Here is a 19,490-nt window from a genome sequence, read left to right on the forward strand (position 1 = left end):
GAACCGGCACCTGGCCAGCCGGAGCCGTGGCCCTCAGGCGCTCGTCCGGGCGGTCTCGGCAGCGGCTGGTGGGCCGGCAGGGGGCGGTGGACCGGCAGGGATGGCGCCGAGCTGCTGCAGCAGCGACAGCATGTCGGCGACCCCCCAGTGCTCGCTGATGAGACCCGCGTGGTCGAACCGCATGATGTCGATGAGCTGCACCTCGGCCCGCCGCCCGGTCGGTGCGTCCTTACTTCTTGAGGATTCCGTCGACGTCGGTGCACGCCTGATCCAGAGCCTTCTGCGGCGGGGTAGTGCCGAGGAGAGCCGCCTGGATCTGGGGGCGGATCAGGTCCATGATCCGTCGCGAGTTGGGCGCGCTGACACCGGTCTTGACGATGCTGAGCTGCGCCTCCTCTCCTCCCTGCAGCGATCCCTTGTCGTACATCTGCTTCGTCGCCTTGAGCGGCGAGAAGTAGCTGCGGTCGTGGACGTACTGCTCCGTCTCCTTCTGGGAGGAGAACCAGCGGAGGAAGGCCTCCGCAGCCTCCTTGTGCTTCGACTGGTCGAGGAGGCCGAGCGAGCCGACCGCGCCGTAGGTCACCGAGTCGACGTCCTTGAGGGGCTTCGCCGAGATCCAGTCGTCACCGGGCTTGACGCCGCTCTGCATGAGGGTGCCGGAGGCGGTCGAGAACAGCATCGCGACCTTGCCGCGCAGCGTCGGCGTGTTCTGGTCCGGCGGGGCGGTGATGTACTCCTTGTCGGCCCAGCCGTTGTCGAAGATCTTCTTCAGGAACGTCAGCGCCGCGAGCCCCGCCTTGTTGTTCAGGGTGCACTTGGTGCTGTCCTTGTTCAGGACGTCGCCGCCCGCCTGCCAGAGGATCGGGTAGAACGACAGGTTGAGGCTGGCGGCCGGGGAGCCGTAGTAGTCGGTGAGGTAGTAGCCCGCCTTCTGCAGCGCAGGGGCGTCCTCGAGTGCCTCGGCCCACGTCGTCGGGTACTCCGTGATGCCCGCGGCGGCGAACGCCGGCTTGTAGATCAGCAGCGACGACACCGACTGCAGGATCGGGAGGCCGTACTTGGTGCCGTCCCACGAGACGCCCTCGACGGCGGGCGCGGAGTAGCGGGACCAGCTGGTGACGTCGCCGACGTCGGCGAGCAGGCCCTGCGACGCGTACTGACCGATCTGGTCGGGGATGAAGTAGACCAGGTCGGGCCCGTTGCCGCCGGCGATCGCCGTCGTGAGCTGGGTGTCGCGATCCGCCCAGGGCTGGACCACGACCTTGACGTCGACCTTCGAGAACTTCTTGGTGAATCGGGCGACCGCGTCCTTCCACCAGGCGGCCTCGTCGATGTAGGGGTAGACCCAGATGGTCAGGTCTCCCGAGACCTTCGCGGGTTCCGGGGCGGCTTTCGCACCGCCGCTCGTGCACCCCGCGAGGGCCAGCGGGATCGCGAGCGCACATACGAGTGCGGCCGCGAGCATTCGTCTCTTGCTCATGCTGTGAAGCCCTTCTCCGCACCTCCGTTGGTGCGGTTGGAGCCCCACCATCGATGAGCGAGGATGATCCTGTCAACGCGCGAACGATCAGTCGCGCATAAACGCTCATTCGCGCAATGATGCGCGGGAACGGAGCCGCCATGAAGGCCGATCGCCTGGGCGAGATCGCAAAGGTCGTCCGCTCGCGCGGCAGCATGTCGACCGTCCGTCTCGCCGCCGAGTTCGGCGTCTCGGTGGCGACGATCCGCCGCGATCTCGAGCAGCTCGAGCGTCGCGGACTCGTCGAGCGGTGGCACGGCGGCGCCGTCACGCCCCGTCGTCGAGGTCGTGCCGGTGACCAGGGCGCGCTCGTCGTCGGGATGGTGATCCCGCTCGAGAGCTACTACTACGGGCCGGTCGTGCGCGGCGCGAATCGCGCCGCCGACGTGCTCGGCGCGCGCCTGCTGGTGTCGATCACCAACTACGACGCGGAGAGCGAGCTGCGCATCGTCCGCCGGATGCTCGATCACGCGGTCGACGCCCTGGTGATCGCGACGGCGCGGTCCTCCTACGACAGCCCGGAGCTCGCCGAGGCGCTGGCCTCCTCGCCCGTCCCGGTCGTCCTCGTCGAGAGGGATGCGGCGGTCCTGTTCGACGGCGAGCTCACGCTCGACTCGGTGCGCACCATGCACGCGGACGGGGCGCGGATGGCGGTGCGCTGCCTGCACGACGCCGGCCACCGACGCATCGCGTTGATCAGCCCGGACCTGTACTCGACCCCGGAGCTGCGCGCCGGGTACGAGCTCGCCGCCCGCGAGCTCGGGATCGACCCCCTGCCGTATCCGGCGAGTCCCAACTGGGGTCCGCCGAAACGGAAGCCCCTCCCGTGGAAGCTGGTGCAGGATCTCCGGGACGCGGGGGTCACGGCCCTCATCGTGCACCCCGAGCACGACGCGCTCGACGTCCTCCAGGGGGCGCTGGCGCACGGCGTCGGCATCCCCGACGATCTCGCGATCGTGTCCTACGACGATGAGCTCTCGGCCTTCGGCGAGGTCCCGCTCACCGCCGTGGCGCCGCTCAAGACGCAGATCGGCTTCCAGGCGGTCCAGCGGGCGGTCGAGCTGTGCCGGGACGTCGAGGGCGACCGGAGCGGGGTGCAGTCCGTCTGCATCCCGCCGGAGCTCCGGGTGCGGATGTCGAGCTGACGCCGGTCAGATCCCGCGCATCCGCGACCAGAGGAGGGCGAGCCGCAGCGCGGTCGCGTTCTCCAGCCGGGTCGGGTCCCCGCCGGTCAGCTCGGCGATCCGGCGGATCCGGTGACTCATCGTGTTGACGTGCACGTGGAGGCGTCGGGCGGCTGCGGCCTGGGACAGGTCCTCGTCGAGGAGCGCTTCGAGGGTGGCTCGCAGTGCGGGGTGCCGATCGAGCGGCGCGATCCGGGTCCGGAACAGAGCCTCGGCGGCCTCGGTCCGGCCGGCGAGCAGCACCTCGAGCAGCGCCTCCCGGAACTCCACGGCATCGGCGTCCGGGCGGAGGCGGGCCGCGCGCGCGGCGTCGAGCGCCTGACGTATCGATGAGGCCGCGTCGGCGAGCGCGTCGACGATCTCCCCGACGCCGCAGACGATGCGTATACCGCCGGGGGAGTCCGCCAGGGTCTGACGGATGCCGCCCAGCGCGGGTCCGCGATCCGCGCGGACCGACACCAGGCCGATCGCCTGATCGCCCGCGTCGCCGAACACGACGGCGGCGGTGAGCGGCGCCAATCGCGAAGCGACCGCCCGGCGCGCCCGCTGGAGGTTCAGCTGCACGTCGTCGGCCGTCGCGCCGTCCGATCGCGGCGCGGCCTCGACCAGGGCGATCGCGAACCACGTCGCGTCCAGGGGGATGCCGAGCGACCGGCTCCAGGAGGAGAGCCGATCGGCCGGCACGCGGTGTCCGGCGGCGATCTCTCGGACCAGCTCGTTCTCCAGCCGACGGCGGGCTCCCGTCAGGTCGGACGACGTGTCGCGGAACGCGTCGATCATCGCCTGGGTCAGCAGGTCGAACGTCGTGAGAACCAGATCGGCACGCTCCGACGCGGGTGCGGGGCTCCGACGTGCCCGATCGAAGAGGTGCAGGAGGATGACGCGCTCCGTCGACCGGTAGGCCTGGATCACCGATTCGAGCGGGACCGCCTGCCGTGCCCGTCGCGCCCCCAGGGAGCCCGCGTCGCGCAGCCGCCCCGGCGACGGAGGCGACCCGCGCCGCACGGCCTCGAGCGCGATCTCGACGTTGCGACGCACCGAGTCGACCACGTCGTCCCGATCGACGGTCTCCGCGGAGTATCCCGGGAACGCGTGCCAGATCAGCTCGACGGCCTCGTCGGTCAGCGCCTCCAACTGGGCGCCCTCCGCGCTCGGGTGTGGGGTCATCACAATCCTCCGGGCAGAAAATCGGATCTTCGCGGATTCCGCTCGTGAAACGTACACGTCACGCTGGGAGCTCCGAGTCCCCTTCGAGGAAGCAGGTCGATGACGACCATCTCCGGCATCGAGGCCGAGCTGACCACCCCCACCCCCGGACTGGCTGACGAGCTCGCCGCGCTCGACGGCGACATCGTCGTGCTCGGCGTCGGTGGCAAGGTGGGGCCGACGGTCGCGATCATGGCGCAGCGGGCGATCGACGAGGCGGGCCTCGACAAGCGCGTGTACGGCGTGGCGCGGTTCAGCGACCCCGCCGCCCGCGACGCCCTGGAGCGCTACGGCGTCGTACCGGTCGCGGCCGACCTGACCCTCGACGAGCAGCTGGCCGCGCTGCCGGATGCTCCGAACGTCGTGTACATGGCCGGCAAGAAGTTCGACACCGTCGGGGCCGAGCATCTCACCTGGATGATGAACTCCTACCTGCCGGGCCGGGTGGCGCAGCGCTACCGCGACTCGCGCATCGTGGTCTTCTCGACGCTCGTGACCTACCCCCTCGCCGACGCCGCCACCGGAGGCTCCCGCGAGTCGGACCCGCCCGGCCCCATCGGGGAGTACGCGGCGTCGTGCCTGGGGCGCGAGCGCGTGTTCGAGCACTTCTCCCGCGAGAACGGCACGCCGGTGCTCCTGTTCCGGCTCGGCTACTCGATCGAGACCCGGTACGGCGTCCTCCAGGAGATCGCCCAGGCCGTGCACGACGGGGTGCCGATCCCCCTCGAGATGGGCCACGCGAGCGTCATCTGGCAGCGCGACGTGGCGGCCTACGCGCTCCGCTCCCTCCGCCTGGCCTCGTCGCCTCCCCGCGCGCTGAACATCACCGGGCCCGAGATCGTGTCGATCCGTCGGTTGGCCGAGCGCTTCGGCGAGAGGTGGGGGCGTCCGCCCGTGTTCGAGGGCGCCGAGTCGCGGACCGCCTACGTGATGGACGGATCCGCGCTGCAGTCCGAGTTCGGCTTCCCGACCACGACGCTCAGCGAGATGGTCGAGGTGGTCGCCCGGTGGGTCGAGGAGGCGGGGCCGACGATCGGCAAGCCGACCAAGTTCCAGGTCAGGGACGGAGCGTTCTGATGCCCGGCGCGCGCGGTGTGATGCTCAACTGGATCCGCGTCGAGGAAGCGGACGTGCCGCTCGTCGAGGACTGGTACGACTTCGAGCACCTCGCCGAGCGGGTGGCGACCCCCGGATTCCGTCGCGGCCGACGGTTCGCGGTGCCGGGGGGCGGCACGGGCCCGGTCGACTACCTCACGATCTACGAGACCGACGAGGTGGGCGTGCTCGCCTCCGCCGACTACCTCCGCCGGCTGGAGAATCCGACCGCCCTCACGACGGACGCGGTTGCGCGCTTCGCCGAGTATCGGCGCGCCGCCGCCGTCGTGACCGTGGCGCAGGGGGACGCGTCCGGCGGGCGCGTGCTTCTTCTGGAACTCCTCGACATCGCGCCGCCCCTCCTGCGCGAACTGGTCCGCGATCGGGTGCTCCCGGCGCTGGCCGCGGCGCACCTCCTGCTGTCCGGAGCCCTCTACGAGCCCGACGCGGGCGTCAGCGGGGCGAAGGACCGCACCGCCGAAGGAGGGGACACGCGGACCCAGGAGCTGGCCGACGCGCCCGTGCTCCTGCTCGAGCCGACCTGGCGCGCCGACCCGCTCGAGGTCGAGGAGCGCGCCCTGCGCCTCATCGCCGCGCAGGCGCCGGCTGCTCGTCTCGCGCGTCCCGCGGGGGTCTACTCCCTCATCACCGACCTCCGCTCCGCGGACTGAGGATCCCGGAGGATCGCATGCGCATCGCCACCATCCGCGGTCGCTTGACCCTCGTCGTCCCGCAGGGCGCGATCGACGTGGCCGACGCCAGCGCGGGACGGTTCGGGCCCGACCCGCAGTCCGCCTTCGACGACTGGGACGCGTTCCGGCGGTGGGCCGACCGGGTCGACGCGCAGGCCGAGCCCTACGCCGACGACGAGCTGGGGCCTCCCGTGCCCGCGCCTCGACAGGTGTTCGCCGTGGGGCTGAACTACGTCCGGCATGCGGCCGAATCCGGCTTGCCCCTGCCCGCGGAGCCGCTCGTGTTCACCAAGTTCCCGAGCTCGATCACGGGCCCGACGGGATCCATCACCCTGTCGGGCGACACGGTGGACTGGGAGGTCGAACTGGTCGTCGTGATCGGGAGGACGGCGCGCGACGTCGACCCGGAGGAGGCCTGGTCGTACGTCGCCGGTCTCACCGTCGGACAGGATCTCTCGGATCGCTCGGTGCAGAACGCGGGTTCGCCGCCGCAGTTCAGCCTCGGCAAGTCGTTCGCCGGCTACGCCCCTCTCGGGCCGGTGCTCGTGACGGTCGACGAGTTCGACGACCCGGGCGACCTGCGCGTCTCGACGCTCGTGGACGGCGAGGTCCGGCAGGATTCGCGCACCTCAGATCTGGTCTTCGACGTGCCGCAGCTGATCTCCCGGCTCTCCCGCATCGTGACGCTGGGCCCGGGGGATCTCATCTTCACCGGCACGCCCGAGGGGGTCGGGCTCGGCCGGACCCCGCCGCTGTACCTGCGCGCCGGGCAGGAGCTCGTCACCGAGATCGAGGGCATCGGGCGGATGTGGCACCGCATGGAGGCGCGCTCGTGACCGGGCTGTCCGCCACGATGCGCGCCGCCGTATGGACCGGCGAGGACGATCGTCTGCGCCTCGAGACGATCCCCGTCCCGACGCCGCGCACCGGTGAGGCGCTCGTGCGGGTCGCCGCCTGCGGGGTGTGCCACACCGACCTGCACGTGATGCGGCGCGAGGTCGCGTTCCCGAGCCCCGCGGTCCTGGGCCATGAGCTCTCCGGCACGGTCGTCGCGATCGGAGGAGACGGCGGGCCGCGGGCGGGTCACGTGACGGTCGGGGATCGGGTCGTGGGCGCGTTCGTCATGCCGTGCGGCTCATGCCGCGCCTGCGAGCGCGGACGTGACGACATGTGCTCGAAGTTCTTCGGGATGAACCGCATCGCCGGCGTCCTCTACGACGGGACGACCCGGCTGCATCGGGCCGACGGCACGTCGCTCGCGATGTACTCGATGGGGGCGCTCGCGGAGTACGCCGTCGTGCCGGTCACGGCGCTGACGCGCCTCCCCGACGCGCTGCCGCTCGAGAGCGCCGCGATCCTCGGCTGCGCCGCCTTCACCGCCTACGGCGCGGTGCGCCACGCGGGGGAGGTCGCGCCGGGGGATTCGGTCGCGGTCGTCGCCGTCGGGGGCGTCGGCTCCAACATCGTCCAGCTGGCCCGTGCGGCGGGGGCGGACCCCGTCATCGCCGTCGACGTGGGCCCCGAGAAGCTGACCGCTGCGCTCGGCTGGGGGGCCACGCACGTCGTCGACGCCGGCGCGAACGACCTGGTGGCGGCCGTGCGCGAGATCACGGGTGGCGTGGGGGTCGACGTGGCGTTCGAGGCCCTCGGCTCCTCGCGGACGTTCGAGCAGGCCGTGGGGATGCTCGCCGACGGCGGCCGCATGGTCGCGGTGGGCATCGCCCCGGGCGCCGCGGCCGCACAGATCGCCATCACCCCGCTCGTCCGGCGAGGCCAGCGCATCGTCGGCTCGTTCGGCGGTCGCACCCGGACGGACCTGCCGGCCCTGGTCGCGCTCGCAGTCGGGGGCACGCCCGACGTGGCCGCGCTCGTGACGCGCCGGTTCGCGCTCGACGAGGTCGATCAGGCGTTCCGGCTCCTGGCGGACGGCGGGATCCGCGGACGGGCGGTCGTCACGATGGGGGAGGCCGGGTCGGCGTAGGGTCTCCGCGCCGCGGGTGAGGGATCTCTCAGGAGGATTGACCCGCGGGCGCAGCGAGCCTACGAAGGTCCTACCGGATCTTTCCGGCGTGAAATCGTCTTCGAAGGGGCTCGTTCCATGACGACACGTCTGCGCTTCATGAAAGCCGCGATCGCGTTGCTCGCGGCGGGTGCCGCCGCGGGGGCGGTCGCGATCCCGTCGGTCGCCGCGCCCGGGGTCGTCCCGCTGGCTGCGGCGGTCCCGAGGACCCCGGCCGTGTTCTCCGGCACGCGGGGGCCGTCCACGGCCTGCACGCTGCCGGACGGGACGCCGGTGAACTACTACCACTGCTACACGCCGGCCGAGATCAGATCGGCCTACGGCGTGGACGGCGTCGCCGCGGCCGGCGGTGCCGCGAACCTCGGGCAGGGCCAGACCATCGTCCTCGTCGACGCGTACGGCAGCCCGACCGCGAGCCACGATCTCGGCGTCTTCCACGACGCGTTCTTCCCGTCGCTGCCGGCCCCCGACTTCGAGCAGGTGTTCCCGCAGGGCAACCCGCAGTACACGAACGCCAACGGGCAGGGGCTGGGCGGCCCGAGCGCGGCGGCGGGTTGGTCCGGGGAGGCGACTCTCGACATCGAGTGGGCGTACGCGATCGCTCCGCTCGCCCACATCGTGCTCGTGGCCACCCCGCCCGCGGAGACCCTCGGCGTGCAGGGCCTGCCGAACCTGTTCAAGGCGATCTCGACCGAGATCGACGAGCAGCCGGCCGGAACCCTGTTCTCGATGTCGTTCGGCGTCACCGAGCAGACGTTCGGAGGTGCGGCGGCGAGCCAGACGGCGAAGTTCGACGCGGTGTTCCAGCGCGGGCTCGCCAAGCACGACAACTTCTTCGCGTCGAGCGGTGACGACGGCACCCTCGGCGCCGCCAAGCAGCACAAGGAGACCGCGACCTATCCGAACCCGACGGTCGGCTGGCCGGCCTCCTCGCCGTACGTGGTGTCGGTCGGCGGCACGCAGCTGCAGGACGGCTGGACCTGGAATCCGTCGTCGAACGACCCCTACACCGCGAGCGGTGCGTTCAACCCGGCCTACTGGGCCGCCACCCCGGGCGGCACGAGCGAGGCGGTGTGGAACGAGTCGTGGGGCCCGATCGGCTCCGGCGGCGGAGTGAGCTCCATCTATGCGAAGCCGTCCTGGCAGACGGCCGGCCCGTCGGGCGGGCGCGTGGTCCCGGACACGGCGTGGAATGCCGCGGTGAACGGCGGCGTCGACGTCTACATCAGCGCTTATCCCGAGTACAACTGCGGGACGTCGACCGGGTGCTGGACGATCTACGGCGGCACCTCGGCGGCCTCCCCGCAGACCGCGGGACTCGTCGCCCTGGTCAACCGGGCGCGGCAGGCGGCGGGCAAGGAGCCGATCGGATTCCTCGACCCGCTCCTCTACGCCGGCGTCGGCTCCGACGCGAACGCCTACTCCGACATCACCGCGCAGCACTACGGCAGCGCGCCGAAGGCCTTCGACGGGAAGTCGGCGGGTGATCTCGTCGACAACCAGATGTGGCAGACGTCGGTGGCCGGCTTCCCGACCACGGCCGGCTACGACGCCACGACCGGATGGGGCACCCCGAAGGCGCCGGGGTTCGTGGGCGCGCTCACGGCGGCCCCGTAACGACCAGACGGAGCGCGCCGGGCGGTGGACGCCGTCCGGCGCGCTCCTGTTCGACGATCAGGGCGTCGTGTCGTCGGCACGACCGACCACCCGGGTTCCGGCGGCGGCGTCGTAGGCGGTCCGCCCCCGTCTGACGAAGAGCGACACGACGTACACGACCGGCAGCACGTAGGCCGCAACCAGCAGACCCGACGCGAACGGCGTCGGGTCGGTGATCACGGCGATCACGGCGGCATGACCGACGAGCCAGGGCGCCGCCACCTTGATCGCATTCCTGAGGAGCGCCCGGCTGAGCGTCGGCCGCCGTCCCTCATGCCGCACGACCAGTCCGAGCAGCGCCTTGCCGGCCGTCGCGCCGCGGAGGTGCTCCAGCATCGCCAGGCCGACCACGACGGGGACGACGACGACCAGCGCTCCGACCACGTTCAGGGCGAGGGGGCCGACCCCGCGGATGGCTCCCGACAGATAGAGGGGGATCCCGACGGCGGCCGTGACGGCCACCCACCCGAGGATCACGCCGCAGTCCACCGCCCACGCGCCGATCCGGCGCCACGGGTGCCGCTCGCTCACCGCACCCACTCGTATGGCGTCGTGGTCGACACCCGCACGAGCCCCGCGCGCTCGAGGATCGGGCGCGACGCCTCCGTCGAGTCGCTGTGCGCGAAACGGTGGCCGCTCGCGAGCGCCGAGCGCGCGCGGGCGGCGGTGAGCGCGCGGTAGATCCCGCGGCCGCGCCAGGCGGGGAGGGTCGCACCGCCCCACAGGCCGACGATGTCGGATCCGGCCACCGGCTCCAGTCGCCCGGCCGACACGATCCGGCCGTCGGCCTCCGCCACCCACAGCTCGATGCCCGCGTCGAGGGCGAGCCCGTGGATCATCGCCTCGGCCGTCTCGCCGGTCGCCGGGAGGCCGAAGGCCTCCTCCTGCATCCGCCCGAGCGCGCGGATGTCGTCGTCGGCGGTGATCGTGCGCAGGGTCACGCCCGGCGGCAGGGCGACGTCGTCGACCAGACCCGACAGCTCGCCCATCATGATCGACTCCGGCTCGTCGGGCTCGAAGCCGTTCGCGACGAGGGCGTCGTGCAGCCCGGGTGCCGCGTCGTGGCCGCGGGTCTTCCATTCGACACGTGCGACCTCCGGACGGGTCCGGAACCGGTCGAGCGCGGCCGGCGCCAGGCGACGGAGCGCGCCGGCATCCGCGCCGTCGAGGTCGCGATAGGTGACGAAGCCGCGCCCGCCGACGAACGTGGCGAGATGCAGCGGGCCCAGGCGCTCGAGCGTCAGGGCGCCGGCGGTCTCGGCCTCGGTGCGCAGGTGGTCGTCGTAGACGGCGAGCAGGTTCGCGCGTCGCGAGTCGTCGGTCACGGTGCCATGCTCCCGCAGTCGAGACGGCGGGGAGGCCGGCGTCAGCCGCGGACGGAGGCGGGGCCCGCCGCGATCGTTCGGCCTCGGCCGAGGTCGAGCACCCGGTCGGCCGCGCGCACATCCGCGTCGCGGTGCGTCACCAGCACGACGAGCCGGTCGCGGGTGGCGGCGCGGAGGTCGTCGAGGAGCGCGTCGGCGCCCGGTTCGTCGAGGTGGGCGGTCGGCTCGTCGAGGAGGAGGACGTCAGAGCCGGTCAGCAGCGCCCGGGCGACCGCCAGCCGCCGCCGCTCGCCGCCGGAGAGCGCCCGCCCGGTCGAGCCGACCCGGGTGTCGAGCCCGTCGGGCGCGTCGCGGAGGAGCGGGCCGTGGCCGACGCGCTCGAGAGCGGCCATGAGGTCGGCATCCGTCGCCGGGCCGGCGAGCAGCAGGTTGCCGCGGAGCGTCGAGTCGAAGACGTGCGCGTCCTGCGGGCACCAGGCGAACAGCGGGCGTGCCGACGCGAGCGGGGCGCCGTCGACGAGGATGCGGCCGGACTCCGCGGGGAGGCCGCCGAGCAGGGCGGTCAGCAGGGTCGACTTGCCGCTGCCGGACGGCCCCCGGACGACCAGCCAGTCGCCGCGGGCGGCCCGGGCGTCCAGCTCGTCGAGCACGGGGTCCGCGGCGCCGGGCCAGCGCACCGTGAGCCCCTCGAGCCGGAGCTCGTCGACGGGGCGCCGCGTCGGCTCCGGAAGCTCGGCGGGAACGCCGAGGAACGGGGACAGCGCCCGCAGCGCGGTGCGGAGCCCCGCGATCCGCGGCGCGGCCGCCGCGAGCCCGCCGAGCGGGTCGACCGTCGCGAGGGCGAGCAGGGCCGCCGCGCCGACCAGTGCGCCGGGTGCGCCGGCAGAGGCCGCGACGACGAGCAGCGCCGCCGCCCCGGCCGCGGCGCGCGCCATGGCCTCGCCGACGCCGAGCCCGGTCGCCGCGGTGCGCTCGGCGGCACCCGCCCGGGCGTCGAGCTCCGCGAGCCTTCCGACGGCCGCGGAACGCGCGCCGTTCGCGGCGAGCTCCGGGCCGGCGGCGGCGAGGGCCGCGGCCTCGCGGGTGAGCGACGATCGCGACCGCGCCCGCCGGGCCTCCGCCCGGGCGGCCCCGAGGGCGGCGATCACCGGAACGAGCACGGCGGCGCCCCCGAGCACGAGCGCGGCGGGCAGCGCGGCCGGGACGAGCGCCGCGACCGTGACGGCCGCGCCGAGCATCGCGAGCATCCCGCCGGCGATCGGCACCACGACGCGGGGCGCCGCCTCGCGCACCGTCTCGATCCCGGTCACCAGGTGATCGACGGCGGTCCCGCCCTCCTGCAGGTGGCGCGACCCTGCGGCGCGTGCGGCGATCGCGCGCCAGATGCGCAGCCGCATCCGGTCGGTGGCGGTGAAGAGCGCGTCGTGGGTCCAGCGGCGCTCGGCGTAGCGGGCGACGGCGCGGCCGAGGCCGAAGAAGCGCACCCCGACGATCGCCGGGAGCAGCAGCAGGATCGGCGCACCCGAGGCGGCCTGCACGATGAGCCAGCCCGAGAGGGCGGTGAGCGAGAGGGCCGCGGCGGTGGCGAGAAGGCCGAGCGCCACGGCGAGGATCCAGCGACCGGGGGCGGCGGTCAGGAGCTGGACGACGGGGGAGCGGGCGGGCTCGGCCGTCGCCGTGTGCGCGGGCGCGGCGGTCGTCGACGGCAGGTCCCGCGGCGCATCGCCGGACGGGCGGACCTCCTCCGGGCGGGGGGAGGTCGCCGGGGCCACCCGCACGATGCGGTCGGCGGCGGCCTGCAACGCCGGGTCGTGGGTCACGACGAGGATCGCCGCACGGCCCCGCCGGGCGTCGAGGGCCGCGTGCACGAGCTCGGCCGCCTCCGCGTCGAGGTGCGCGGTCGGCTCGTCGAGGAGCAGCAGACCCGCCCCCGCGTCGACGCGGAGCAGCGCCCGCACCACGCCGAGCCGGCGGCGCTCGCCGGGGCTGAGGTCCGCGGTCCGGGCGGCGAGCAGCCCGTCGATGCCGAGCTCCACGGCGACGCGATGGGCCGCCGCCTCGTCCGGTGCGACGAGGGCCAGCTCGCCCGCGACATCGGCGGCCAGCGCGTGGGGCTCCTGCGGGGCATAGCCGAGTCGCGGCGCGCGCGCGACGATGCCGGTGAGCGCGACGTCGTCGCTCGGGATCCCGGCGAGCGCCGCGAGGAGCGTGCTCTTGCCGCAGCCGCTCGGGCCCGCGATCGCGACGAGCTCGCCGGGCCGGACGTCGAGGTCCACCGGCCCGACGACCAGCCGGTCGTCGCGGCGGACGCGCGCGTCCCACAGAGAGAGCCCGGTGTCGGCGTCGACCGGGGCGACGTCGGGGGAGCGCAGCGCGCGCACCGCGTCGAGCGCCTCCGTTCCCTTCTGCGACGCGTGGTATGCGGCCCCGGCGTCCCGCAGCGCGCCGAACGCGTCGGGCGCGACGACGAGCACGAGCAGGGCGATCGAGAGCGGCACGTCGTGCGACCCGAGCCGCACGCCCAGCACGACGGCGACCACCGCGACGGAGATCGTCGCGACGAGCTCCAGGGCGAGCGACGACAGGAACGCGGTGCGGAGGGTCTCGCGGGTCCGGCGGCGCACCCGCGCCTGCAGCCGCGCGAGCGCCGCCGACTGCTCGGCGACCCGTCCGAGGCCGACGATGACCGGGAGGCCGGCCGCGAGCTCCGCGACGTGGTGGGCGAGGCGGCCGAGCTCGGCCACCGCCTCCGCCGTCCGCTCCCGGGTGTGCATCCCGACGAGCGCGAGGAACACGGGGACGAGCGGCAGCGTCAGGGCGACGATGAGGCCGCTCAGCGGGTCGGCGACCAGCACACGGCCGAGCACCATGAGCGGGACGACGGCGGCCGCGATCGCCGCGGGCACCGCTGTGCCGATCAGGTCGTCGAGGTCGTCGAGACCCGCGCCCGCGACCGCCGCCGCCCGGGCCGGAGGGACACCGGCGCCCGAGGCGAGGTGCTCCGCCGCGACGAGCCGCAGCCGCGACTTCACCGCGGTCGCGGTGCGGGCCGCGACGACGCGCACGGCCCATGCGGCGACCGCCTGGACGAGCACCCCCGCGGCACCGAGGGCGAGGGAGCCGGCGTCCACCGGGTGCCCGCCGGCGAGCCCCGCGACCCCGTCGGCGAGCGCCTGGGCGAGCAGCAGCGCGCCCTCGGTGCGCACGGCGACGAGGAGGACCAGCCCCGCGAGCGCCGGCCGCGGCAGCTCGCGCACGACCGCGCCCGGCCCCCTCATCGGCGGACGGCGGCCGCGAACGCGTGCGCGGCCGGCAGCTGCTCGACCCGCAGCCGGCGCCGGAAGACCCAGTAGCTCCACGCCTGATAGCCGAGGATCACCGGCAGCGCGCACGCGGTGATGATCGTCATGATCCCGAGCGTGTACGGGCCGCTCGACGCGGTGGCGATCGTCAGGTCGAAGGACGCGGAGACGGTCGACGGGAGCACGACCGGGTAGACGGCCGCGAAGATCCCGGCGGCCCCCGCGACGGCGAAGCCGGCGATGCCGACGAACGCGATCCCCTCCCGACGGCGATGCGCCGCGAGGGCGCCGAGCACGGCGAGCCCGACGGCGACGATCGTCAGCCCCCAGGTCACCGCCGACCCGTCGCGGAGCTGCACGACGACGGCCCACACCGCCAGGGGGATGAGGGCGATCGGCGCCCAGAGCGCCGCCCGTCGCCCGGTCCGCACGCGCACCGGCCCGTCGGTCTTGAGCGCGAGGAAGGTCGCCCCGTGCACGAGGCAGAAGCCCACAACGGCGAGGCCGCCGACCACCGCCATCGGCGTGAACCACGCGAACGGGCCGCCCACACGGTCGCCCTGGGCGTCGAGCGGCAGACCGGTGGTCGTGAGGGCGAGCGCCGCCCCGACCCCGAACGCGACGACGAGGGAGCCGACGCCGATCCCGGCATCCCACACCCTCGCCCAGCGCTGATGCGCGACCTTGCCGCGGTACTCGATCGCGACGGCGCGCACGATGAGCCCGACCAGCACCACGAGCAGCGGGAGGTAGAGCCCCGAGAACAGGGCCGCGTACCAGTCGGGGAACGCCGCGAACGTCGCGGCCCCCGCCGTGATCAGCCAGACCTCGTTGCCGTCCCAGACCGGGCCGATCGTGTTGAGCATGAGGCGCCGCTCCCGATCGTCTCGGGCGGTGACGAGCATGTGCATCCCCACCCCGAGGTCGAAGCCCTCGAGGAGGAGGTAGGCGATCCAGAGGACCGCGATGACGACGAACCAGACGGTCTGCAGCTCCATGTCGCTCTCCTAGTAGGCGAAGGCCAGGACGTCGTCGCGGCGGGCGCCGCCGTCCGGCCCGTCGGCGGAATCGTCGTCGTCCGGACCGTGCGCGAGCTCGGGCATCGCCGCCGCGACCCCGCCGCGCACGTAGCGCACGAGCAGCGCCACCTCGACGACGAGAAGGACGAGATAGAGGGATCCGAGCACGACGAGCGAGGTGATGAGCTCGCCCGACGAGACCCCGGGCGACACCGCGGCCGCCGTGAACATCCACACCCCGTCGATGCCGCCGGGCGTCGGGTTGGGCGCGACGACGAACGGCTGTCGCCCGAGCTCGGTGAAGATCCAGCCGGCGGCGTTCGCCCCGAACGGCGCGAGGATGCCGAACAGCGCAAGCCGGGTCAGCCACTTCGACGCGGGCACCGTCCCGCGCCGGGTGAGGAACAGCGCCACCGCCGCGGCGAACGCGGCCAGCGCGCCGAACCCGATCATGATCCGGAATCCCCAGTAGGTCACCGCCATGACGGGCACGTACTGCACCTTCGTGCCCGCGGCCGCTCCGTAGAGCGCCTTGTCGTCGGGGATCGTCGCGCCGTACTTCTCCTGGTACCGCGGCACGAGGTCGTCGACGCCCGTGACGGTCGTGTCGAAGTTGCCGTTCGCCAGGAAGGAGAGGACGCCCGGGATCTCGATGACGTTCACGACGTTGCCGCAGTCGTGCGATCCGACGTCGCCGATCGCGAACACCGAGAACGAGCTGCCGGTCTCGCACGCCGCCTCCGCGGCGGCCATCTTCATCGGCTGCTGGACGAACATGAGCTTGCCCTGCTGGTCGCCCGTGATCGCGACGCCCGCGAAGCCGACGATCGCGACCACCGCGCCGATGCGGAGGGCGGAGATCCAGACGCCGTGGTCGACGCGGTCGCGGCCGGGGATCGCCGGATCCGCGCCGACCACGACGCGCTTGCGGGGATCCACCGTGTCGATTCCGTCGCGTCGGCGCTGCCACAGGTGGTACCAGGAGATGCCGAGCAGGAACGCTCCGGCGACCGCGAGCGCGCCGAGGAGGGTGTGGAGGTAGGCCCAGATCGCCGTGTTGTTGGTGAGCACCGAGCCGAGGTCGACGAGCCGCGGGCGCCCGTCGACGAGCTTCACGCCGACCGGGTGCTGCATCCAGGAGTTGGCGACGATGATGAAGAACGCCGAGATCCAGCTGCCGAGCACGGCGAGGCAGAGGGTCGCGAGGTGCACGCGCTTCGGGAGGCGGTTCCAGCCGAAGATCCAGAGCCCGAGGAACGTCGACTCGACGAAGAAGGCGAGCAGACCCTCGAGGGCGAGCGGGGCGCCGAAGACGTCGCCGACGAACCGCGAGTAGCTCGACCACGCCATCCCGAACTGGAACTCCTGCACGAGCCCGGTGGCGACGCCGAGGATGAAGTTGATCAGGTAGAGCTTGCCCCAGAACTTGACCATGCGGAGCCAGCGCTCGTCGCCGGTGCGCACCCATCGGAACTGGAACCAGGCCACCACGGCGCCGAGCCCGAGGGTCAGGGGCACCATGAGGAAGTGGTAGACGGTGGTGATGCCGAACTGCCAACGGGCGATGTCGACGGCGTCCACGGGGCCTCCCGATCTCTTCTACATTGCGTAGAACTCATTTCTACACGAAGTAGAAGTACTTCGACAACCAGTAGAATCGATGCATGGCCACCCTGGGACAGCTCGAGCGCTCCGTCATGGACGCCCTGTGGGACGCCCCCGGCACGCTCGAAGCGAACGAGCTGCGCGACCTGCTCGCGGCCGCCGACGGCCAGCGGGAGCTCGCGGTCACCACGGTGCTCACCGTGCTCGGCCGGCTCGAGAAGAAGGGCATGATCTCGCGCGACCGCAGCGCCCGCCCCCACCGTTGGCGCGCCGCCGGATCGCGCGCGGAGCACGTCGCCGAGCTCATGCACGACGCCCTCGGCGACGTGGGCGACCGGGAGGCCGTGCTCGCGCGCTTCATCGGCCGCGTGACCCCGGAGGACGCGGCCGCCCTCCGCCGCCTGCTCGGCGAGCGCGCCGCCAGCTGACCGGGCCCGGCCCACCGTGCTGCTGACCGCCCTCGCCCTCGCGGTGCTGGCGATCGCGCTCGCCTGGCCCGTTCCCCTCGTGCTCGCCCGTGCGGCCTGGCCCTCGCGGGCGCCGGGCACCGCCCTCCTGCTCTGGCAGGCCATCGCGATCGCGGGTGGGCTGTCGATGATCGGCGCCCTGCTCTGTGCGGGGCTCGCACCGCTCGGCGACGACCTCGTGCGGGCCGCCGTCGCGCTGCCCGGCGCCCTCGCGGCGCGCGGGATCGCCGCGGTCGGGATCCCGGGGCTCGTCGCGCTGATCGCCGCGGCGGCGCTCGCCGTGTACCTCCTCACCCATTTGGCGCGCACGGTCGTTCTCGCCAACCGGCAGCGCCGCCGCCACCGCGACCTCATCGCCCTGCTCACGGCGCCGCACCCGACGCGCGACGCGACGAGGGTCCTCGACGACGCCGCCCCGATCGCGTACTGCCTGCCGCGGGGCTTCCGGTCGACGACCGTGCTGTCGCGCGGACTCCTCGACGCGCTCGACGGCGACGAGCTCGCCGGCGTCGTCGCGCACGAGCGGGCCCACCTCGACGAGCGGCACGACGTCGTGCGGCTCGCGTTCCGCGCCTGGCGGTCGGCGCTGCCGTGGTTCCCGATCGCGGCGGTCGCCGACGAGCAGATCGCCCGGCTCGTCGAGTACCTCGCCGACGACCGGGCCCGCGCATCGGTCGACCGGGCGGCTCTCGCGCGGGCGATCGGCCTCGTCGTGCCGGTGATCCCGGGGGAGCCGGGAGCGGGCGGGGTGACCGAGCTCGGCGCGATCCGCCGCCGCCGGCTGCTCGAGCCCGAGCGGCTCCCGGCCGGCGCGCTCTGGGCCATCCGGGTCGCCGCCGTGGCCCTCGTCGCGGTGCCGACGGCGTGGTTATTCACCCCGGCCCTGTCGGGTCTCGGATGACGGGGGTGGATATCGCCGGATCCTCACGTACGTTGGAGGCGTGACGGATTCGCAGAGCGGCGCGACACCTGCCGGCTGGTACGCCGACCCGACCGGGCAGGCGGGCGTCCGCTGGTGGGACGGCTCCCAGTGGACGGCGCACTCGGCACCGCTGCCCGCCGGGGGTGTGAGCGGGCCGGCGAGGGGGCCGCGGCCGCGCATCCCCGACACGACGCCGATCTACACGCCCTACATCTGGATCGTGGTCGTGCTGCCGCTCCTGTCGTCGCTGGCGCTGCTGTTCTGGCAGCCGCACCTGCGCATGACGACCATCCACGGGATCCCGACCATCGATCAGGGCTCGCTGTACACCCCCGCCTATTGGCTCGTGCAGATCCTCGGCCTCGTGATCTACGTGCTCAACATCGCGTTCGCGCTGCTCGATCGCAACGCGCTCCAGAGCCGGGGCGTCGTCCGCCCGTTCCACTGGGGCTGGGCGTTTCTGGGGATCGTGTACCCGATCGGACGCTCGATCATCGCCTACGGGGTCGCGCGACCCCGCGGACTCGTGCCGCTCTGGGTGCTGATCGGCACGTACCTCGTGTCGACCGTCGTCGGCATCGTCCTCGCCGTCCAGCTGCTCTCCCAGGTCGCAACGATTCTGCCGGCGCGCTGAGACGGCGTCAGCCGGCGGCGAGGACCCCGCACCCGGTGCCGGCGGCGGCCCGGGTCAGGCGCTCGGCGCCGGCGGCATCCGTCACGAGCGTCGCGAAATCCCCGAGCGCGCCGATCCGCCCGAGGTGACGCTGGCCGGCCTTGGACCCGTCGGCGACGAGGATCGCGGAGCCGGCCGCCGCGAGCATCGCCGCCTTCACCTCCGCCTCGGGCAGGTTCAGGTTGGTCACGGTGCCGTCGTCGGCGACGCCGTTGCACCCGATGATCGCGAGGTCGACGTGCAGCTCGGCGAGCGTGCGCGACGCGATCGGATCGACGAGCGAGTGCTGCAGCGGGCGGAGCGTGCCGCCCGTGACGACGACGGTGAAGCGGGGGATCGCGCGCTCGAGCGCCAGCGCGATCCCGAGTCCGTTCGTCACGACCACGAGCTCGGCGAGGTCGTCGCGCGCGACCAGCGCCTCGGCGACGGCGAGGCAGGTCGACCCGACGTCGAGCAGGATGCTCGCGCCGTCGGGCACGAGCGCGGCCGCGGACTCGCCGATCGCGCGTTTCGTCGCGGCGTCGCGCCGGGCGGTCGCCTCGACGCGGGCCTCGCGGCGCTCGCCGCGCGGCGCCATCGCCCCGCCGTGCACCCGGCGGAGGCGCCCGTCGGCCTCGAGCCGCCGGAGGTCGCCGCGCACCGTGACCTCGCTCACCCCGAGGCGGAGCGCGGCATCGGCGACCCGCACGAAGCCGTCGGCCGCGACGAGCGCGGCGAGCCGTTCGCGGCGGGCGGCCGGCAGCTCCAGCTCGTCCATCCGAACCCTTTCGATATCGAAAGCCGTGGTGTCGATATCGTAATGCGG

Annotated in this window: 18 protein-coding genes; 9 read left to right on the forward strand and 9 right to left on the reverse strand. The window is 73.5% G+C overall.

The window, feature by feature from the left end; genetic code table 11:
* Positions 1 to 33 precede the first annotated feature (33 nt).
* Together ACTHM3_RS12105 and ACTHM3_RS12110 are read right to left on the reverse strand one after the other, a co-directional pair.
* A complete protein-coding gene (locus tag ACTHM3_RS12105; RefSeq protein ID WP_440406410.1) occupies positions 34 to 270 on the reverse strand; it encodes an ester cyclase in 237 nt (78 codons plus the stop codon).
* Positions 230 to 1,480 carry an ABC transporter substrate-binding protein gene (locus tag ACTHM3_RS12110; RefSeq protein WP_440406359.1) on the reverse strand — a complete coding sequence of 417 codons (1,251 nt, stop codon included), beginning with the start codon at positions 1,478 to 1,480 and terminating at the stop codon, positions 230 to 232. The genes ACTHM3_RS12105 and ACTHM3_RS12110 overlap by 41 nt, the downstream gene beginning before the upstream one ends.
* Positions 1,481 to 1,620: 140 nt before the next feature.
* Between ACTHM3_RS12110 and ACTHM3_RS12115 the strand changes: the two genes are divergently transcribed.
* Positions 1,621 to 2,664: a substrate-binding domain-containing protein gene (locus ACTHM3_RS12115; protein WP_440406360.1), complete on the forward strand. Its 1,044-nt coding sequence runs from the start codon at positions 1,621 to 1,623 to the stop codon at positions 2,662 to 2,664.
* A gap of 6 nt (positions 2,665 to 2,670) precedes the next feature.
* Here ACTHM3_RS12115 and ACTHM3_RS12120 read toward each other — a convergent pair whose 3' ends face one another.
* On the reverse strand, positions 2,671 to 3,870 hold the full coding sequence (locus ACTHM3_RS12120) for a PucR family transcriptional regulator (RefSeq protein WP_440406361.1): 1,200 nt from the start codon (positions 3,868 to 3,870) through the stop codon (positions 2,671 to 2,673).
* A gap of 99 nt (positions 3,871 to 3,969) precedes the next feature.
* Here ACTHM3_RS12120 and ACTHM3_RS12125 point away from each other — a divergent pair, with 99 nt between their 5' ends.
* The 5 genes from ACTHM3_RS12125 (at position 3,970) to ACTHM3_RS12145 (ending at position 9,333) form a co-directional block, all read left to right on the forward strand.
* Complete coding sequence (locus ACTHM3_RS12125; protein ID WP_440406362.1) at positions 3,970 to 4,986, forward strand: NAD-dependent epimerase/dehydratase family protein; 1,017 nt, start codon at positions 3,970 to 3,972, stop codon at positions 4,984 to 4,986.
* The gene (locus ACTHM3_RS12130) at positions 4,986 to 5,675 is read left to right on the forward strand and encodes a hypothetical protein (protein WP_440406363.1); all 690 of its coding nucleotides are present in this window, start codon (positions 4,986 to 4,988) and stop codon (positions 5,673 to 5,675) included. Before ACTHM3_RS12125 ends, ACTHM3_RS12130 begins: the two co-directional genes overlap by 1 nt.
* A gap of 17 nt (positions 5,676 to 5,692) precedes the next feature.
* Positions 5,693 to 6,532 carry a fumarylacetoacetate hydrolase family protein gene (locus ACTHM3_RS12135; protein ID WP_440406364.1) on the forward strand — a complete coding sequence of 280 codons (840 nt, stop codon included), beginning with the start codon at positions 5,693 to 5,695 and terminating at the stop codon, positions 6,530 to 6,532.
* Positions 6,529 to 7,677: a zinc-binding dehydrogenase gene (locus ACTHM3_RS12140; protein WP_440406365.1), complete on the forward strand. Its 1,149-nt coding sequence runs from the start codon at positions 6,529 to 6,531 to the stop codon at positions 7,675 to 7,677. Before ACTHM3_RS12135 ends, ACTHM3_RS12140 begins: the two co-directional genes overlap by 4 nt.
* A gap of 117 nt (positions 7,678 to 7,794) precedes the next feature.
* On the forward strand, positions 7,795 to 9,333 hold the full coding sequence (locus ACTHM3_RS12145) for a S53 family peptidase (protein ID WP_440406366.1): 1,539 nt from the start codon (positions 7,795 to 7,797) through the stop codon (positions 9,331 to 9,333).
* A gap of 57 nt (positions 9,334 to 9,390) precedes the next feature.
* Here the strand turns inward: ACTHM3_RS12145 and ACTHM3_RS12150 are convergent, their stop codons facing one another.
* From ACTHM3_RS12150 to ACTHM3_RS12170, 5 genes are read right to left on the reverse strand one after another with little or no spacing between them, the layout of a single operon-like run.
* On the reverse strand, positions 9,391 to 9,903 hold the full coding sequence (locus ACTHM3_RS12150; protein WP_440406367.1) for an RDD family protein: 513 nt from the start codon (positions 9,901 to 9,903) through the stop codon (positions 9,391 to 9,393).
* Complete coding sequence (locus ACTHM3_RS12155; RefSeq protein ID WP_440406368.1) at positions 9,900 to 10,697, reverse strand: GNAT family N-acetyltransferase; 798 nt, start codon at positions 10,695 to 10,697, stop codon at positions 9,900 to 9,902. The genes ACTHM3_RS12150 and ACTHM3_RS12155 overlap by 4 nt, the downstream gene beginning before the upstream one ends.
* A gap of 41 nt (positions 10,698 to 10,738) precedes the next feature.
* A complete protein-coding gene (gene cydC / locus ACTHM3_RS12160; protein WP_440406369.1) occupies positions 10,739 to 13,975 on the reverse strand; it encodes a thiol reductant ABC exporter subunit CydC in 3,237 nt (1,078 codons plus the stop codon).
* Positions 13,972 to 14,997, reverse strand: coding sequence for a cytochrome d ubiquinol oxidase subunit II (cydB, locus tag ACTHM3_RS12165; RefSeq protein WP_440406370.1), 1,026 nt, complete (start codon positions 14,995 to 14,997; stop codon positions 13,972 to 13,974). The genes cydC and cydB overlap by 4 nt, the downstream gene beginning before the upstream one ends.
* Positions 14,998 to 15,006: 9 nt before the next feature.
* Positions 15,007 to 16,599: a cytochrome ubiquinol oxidase subunit I gene (locus ACTHM3_RS12170; protein WP_440406371.1), complete on the reverse strand. Its 1,593-nt coding sequence runs from the start codon at positions 16,597 to 16,599 to the stop codon at positions 15,007 to 15,009.
* 83 nt (positions 16,600 to 16,682) lie between these two features.
* Here ACTHM3_RS12170 and ACTHM3_RS12175 point away from each other — a divergent pair, with 83 nt between their 5' ends.
* The 3 genes from ACTHM3_RS12175 to ACTHM3_RS12185 are packed head-to-tail and all read left to right on the forward strand — an operon-like array spanning position 16,683 to position 18,646.
* On the forward strand, positions 16,683 to 17,051 hold the full coding sequence (locus ACTHM3_RS12175; protein WP_440406372.1) for a BlaI/MecI/CopY family transcriptional regulator: 369 nt from the start codon (positions 16,683 to 16,685) through the stop codon (positions 17,049 to 17,051).
* Positions 17,052 to 17,067: 16 nt separating this feature from the next.
* Positions 17,068 to 17,991, forward strand: coding sequence for a M56 family metallopeptidase (locus tag ACTHM3_RS12180; protein WP_440406373.1), 924 nt, complete (start codon positions 17,068 to 17,070; stop codon positions 17,989 to 17,991).
* Between the two features lie 40 nt (positions 17,992 to 18,031).
* Positions 18,032 to 18,646 carry a DUF2510 domain-containing protein gene (locus tag ACTHM3_RS12185; RefSeq protein ID WP_440406374.1) on the forward strand — a complete coding sequence of 205 codons (615 nt, stop codon included), beginning with the start codon at positions 18,032 to 18,034 and terminating at the stop codon, positions 18,644 to 18,646.
* A 7-nt stretch (positions 18,647 to 18,653) separates the two neighbouring features.
* On the opposite strand, the gene ACTHM3_RS12190 is transcribed toward ACTHM3_RS12185, so the two are convergent.
* Positions 18,654 to 19,442, reverse strand: a complete 789-nt coding sequence (locus tag ACTHM3_RS12190; protein WP_440406375.1) for a DeoR/GlpR family DNA-binding transcription regulator — start codon at positions 19,440 to 19,442, stop codon at positions 18,654 to 18,656.
* Between the last annotated feature and the right edge of the window lie 48 nt (positions 19,443 to 19,490).

Source organism: Pseudolysinimonas sp., from assembly GCF_051954455.1.
GTDB lineage: Bacteria > Actinomycetota > Actinomycetes > Actinomycetales > Microbacteriaceae > Pseudolysinimonas.

What these genes read in the sequence shown, in the direction of transcription:
- ACTHM3_RS12110 (WP_440406359.1), bottom strand. Translation starts at nt 1,480, where the DNA reads ATGAGCAAGAGACGAATGCTCGCGGCCGCACTCGTATGTGCGCTCGCG.
- ACTHM3_RS12115 (WP_440406360.1), top strand. Translation starts at nt 1,621, where the DNA reads ATGAAGGCCGATCGCCTGGGCGAGATCGCAAAGGTCGTCCGCTCGCGC.
- ACTHM3_RS12120 (WP_440406361.1), bottom strand. Translation starts at nt 3,870, where the DNA reads ATGACCCCACACCCGAGCGCGGAGGGCGCCCAGTTGGAGGCGCTGACC.
- ACTHM3_RS12125 (WP_440406362.1), top strand. Translation starts at nt 3,970, where the DNA reads ATGACGACCATCTCCGGCATCGAGGCCGAGCTGACCACCCCCACCCCC.
- ACTHM3_RS12130 (WP_440406363.1), top strand. Translation starts at nt 4,986, where the DNA reads ATGCCCGGCGCGCGCGGTGTGATGCTCAACTGGATCCGCGTCGAGGAA.
- ACTHM3_RS12135 (WP_440406364.1), top strand. Translation starts at nt 5,693, where the DNA reads ATGCGCATCGCCACCATCCGCGGTCGCTTGACCCTCGTCGTCCCGCAG.
- ACTHM3_RS12145 (WP_440406366.1), top strand. Translation starts at nt 7,795, where the DNA reads ATGACGACACGTCTGCGCTTCATGAAAGCCGCGATCGCGTTGCTCGCG.
- cydC (WP_440406369.1), bottom strand. Translation starts at nt 13,975, where the DNA reads ATGAGGGGGCCGGGCGCGGTCGTGCGCGAGCTGCCGCGGCCGGCGCTC.
- cydB (WP_440406370.1), bottom strand. Translation starts at nt 14,997, where the DNA reads ATGGAGCTGCAGACCGTCTGGTTCGTCGTCATCGCGGTCCTCTGGATC.
- ACTHM3_RS12175 (WP_440406372.1), top strand. Translation starts at nt 16,683, where the DNA reads ATGGCCACCCTGGGACAGCTCGAGCGCTCCGTCATGGACGCCCTGTGG.
- ACTHM3_RS12190 (WP_440406375.1), bottom strand. Translation starts at nt 19,442, where the DNA reads ATGGACGAGCTGGAGCTGCCGGCCGCCCGCCGCGAACGGCTCGCCGCG.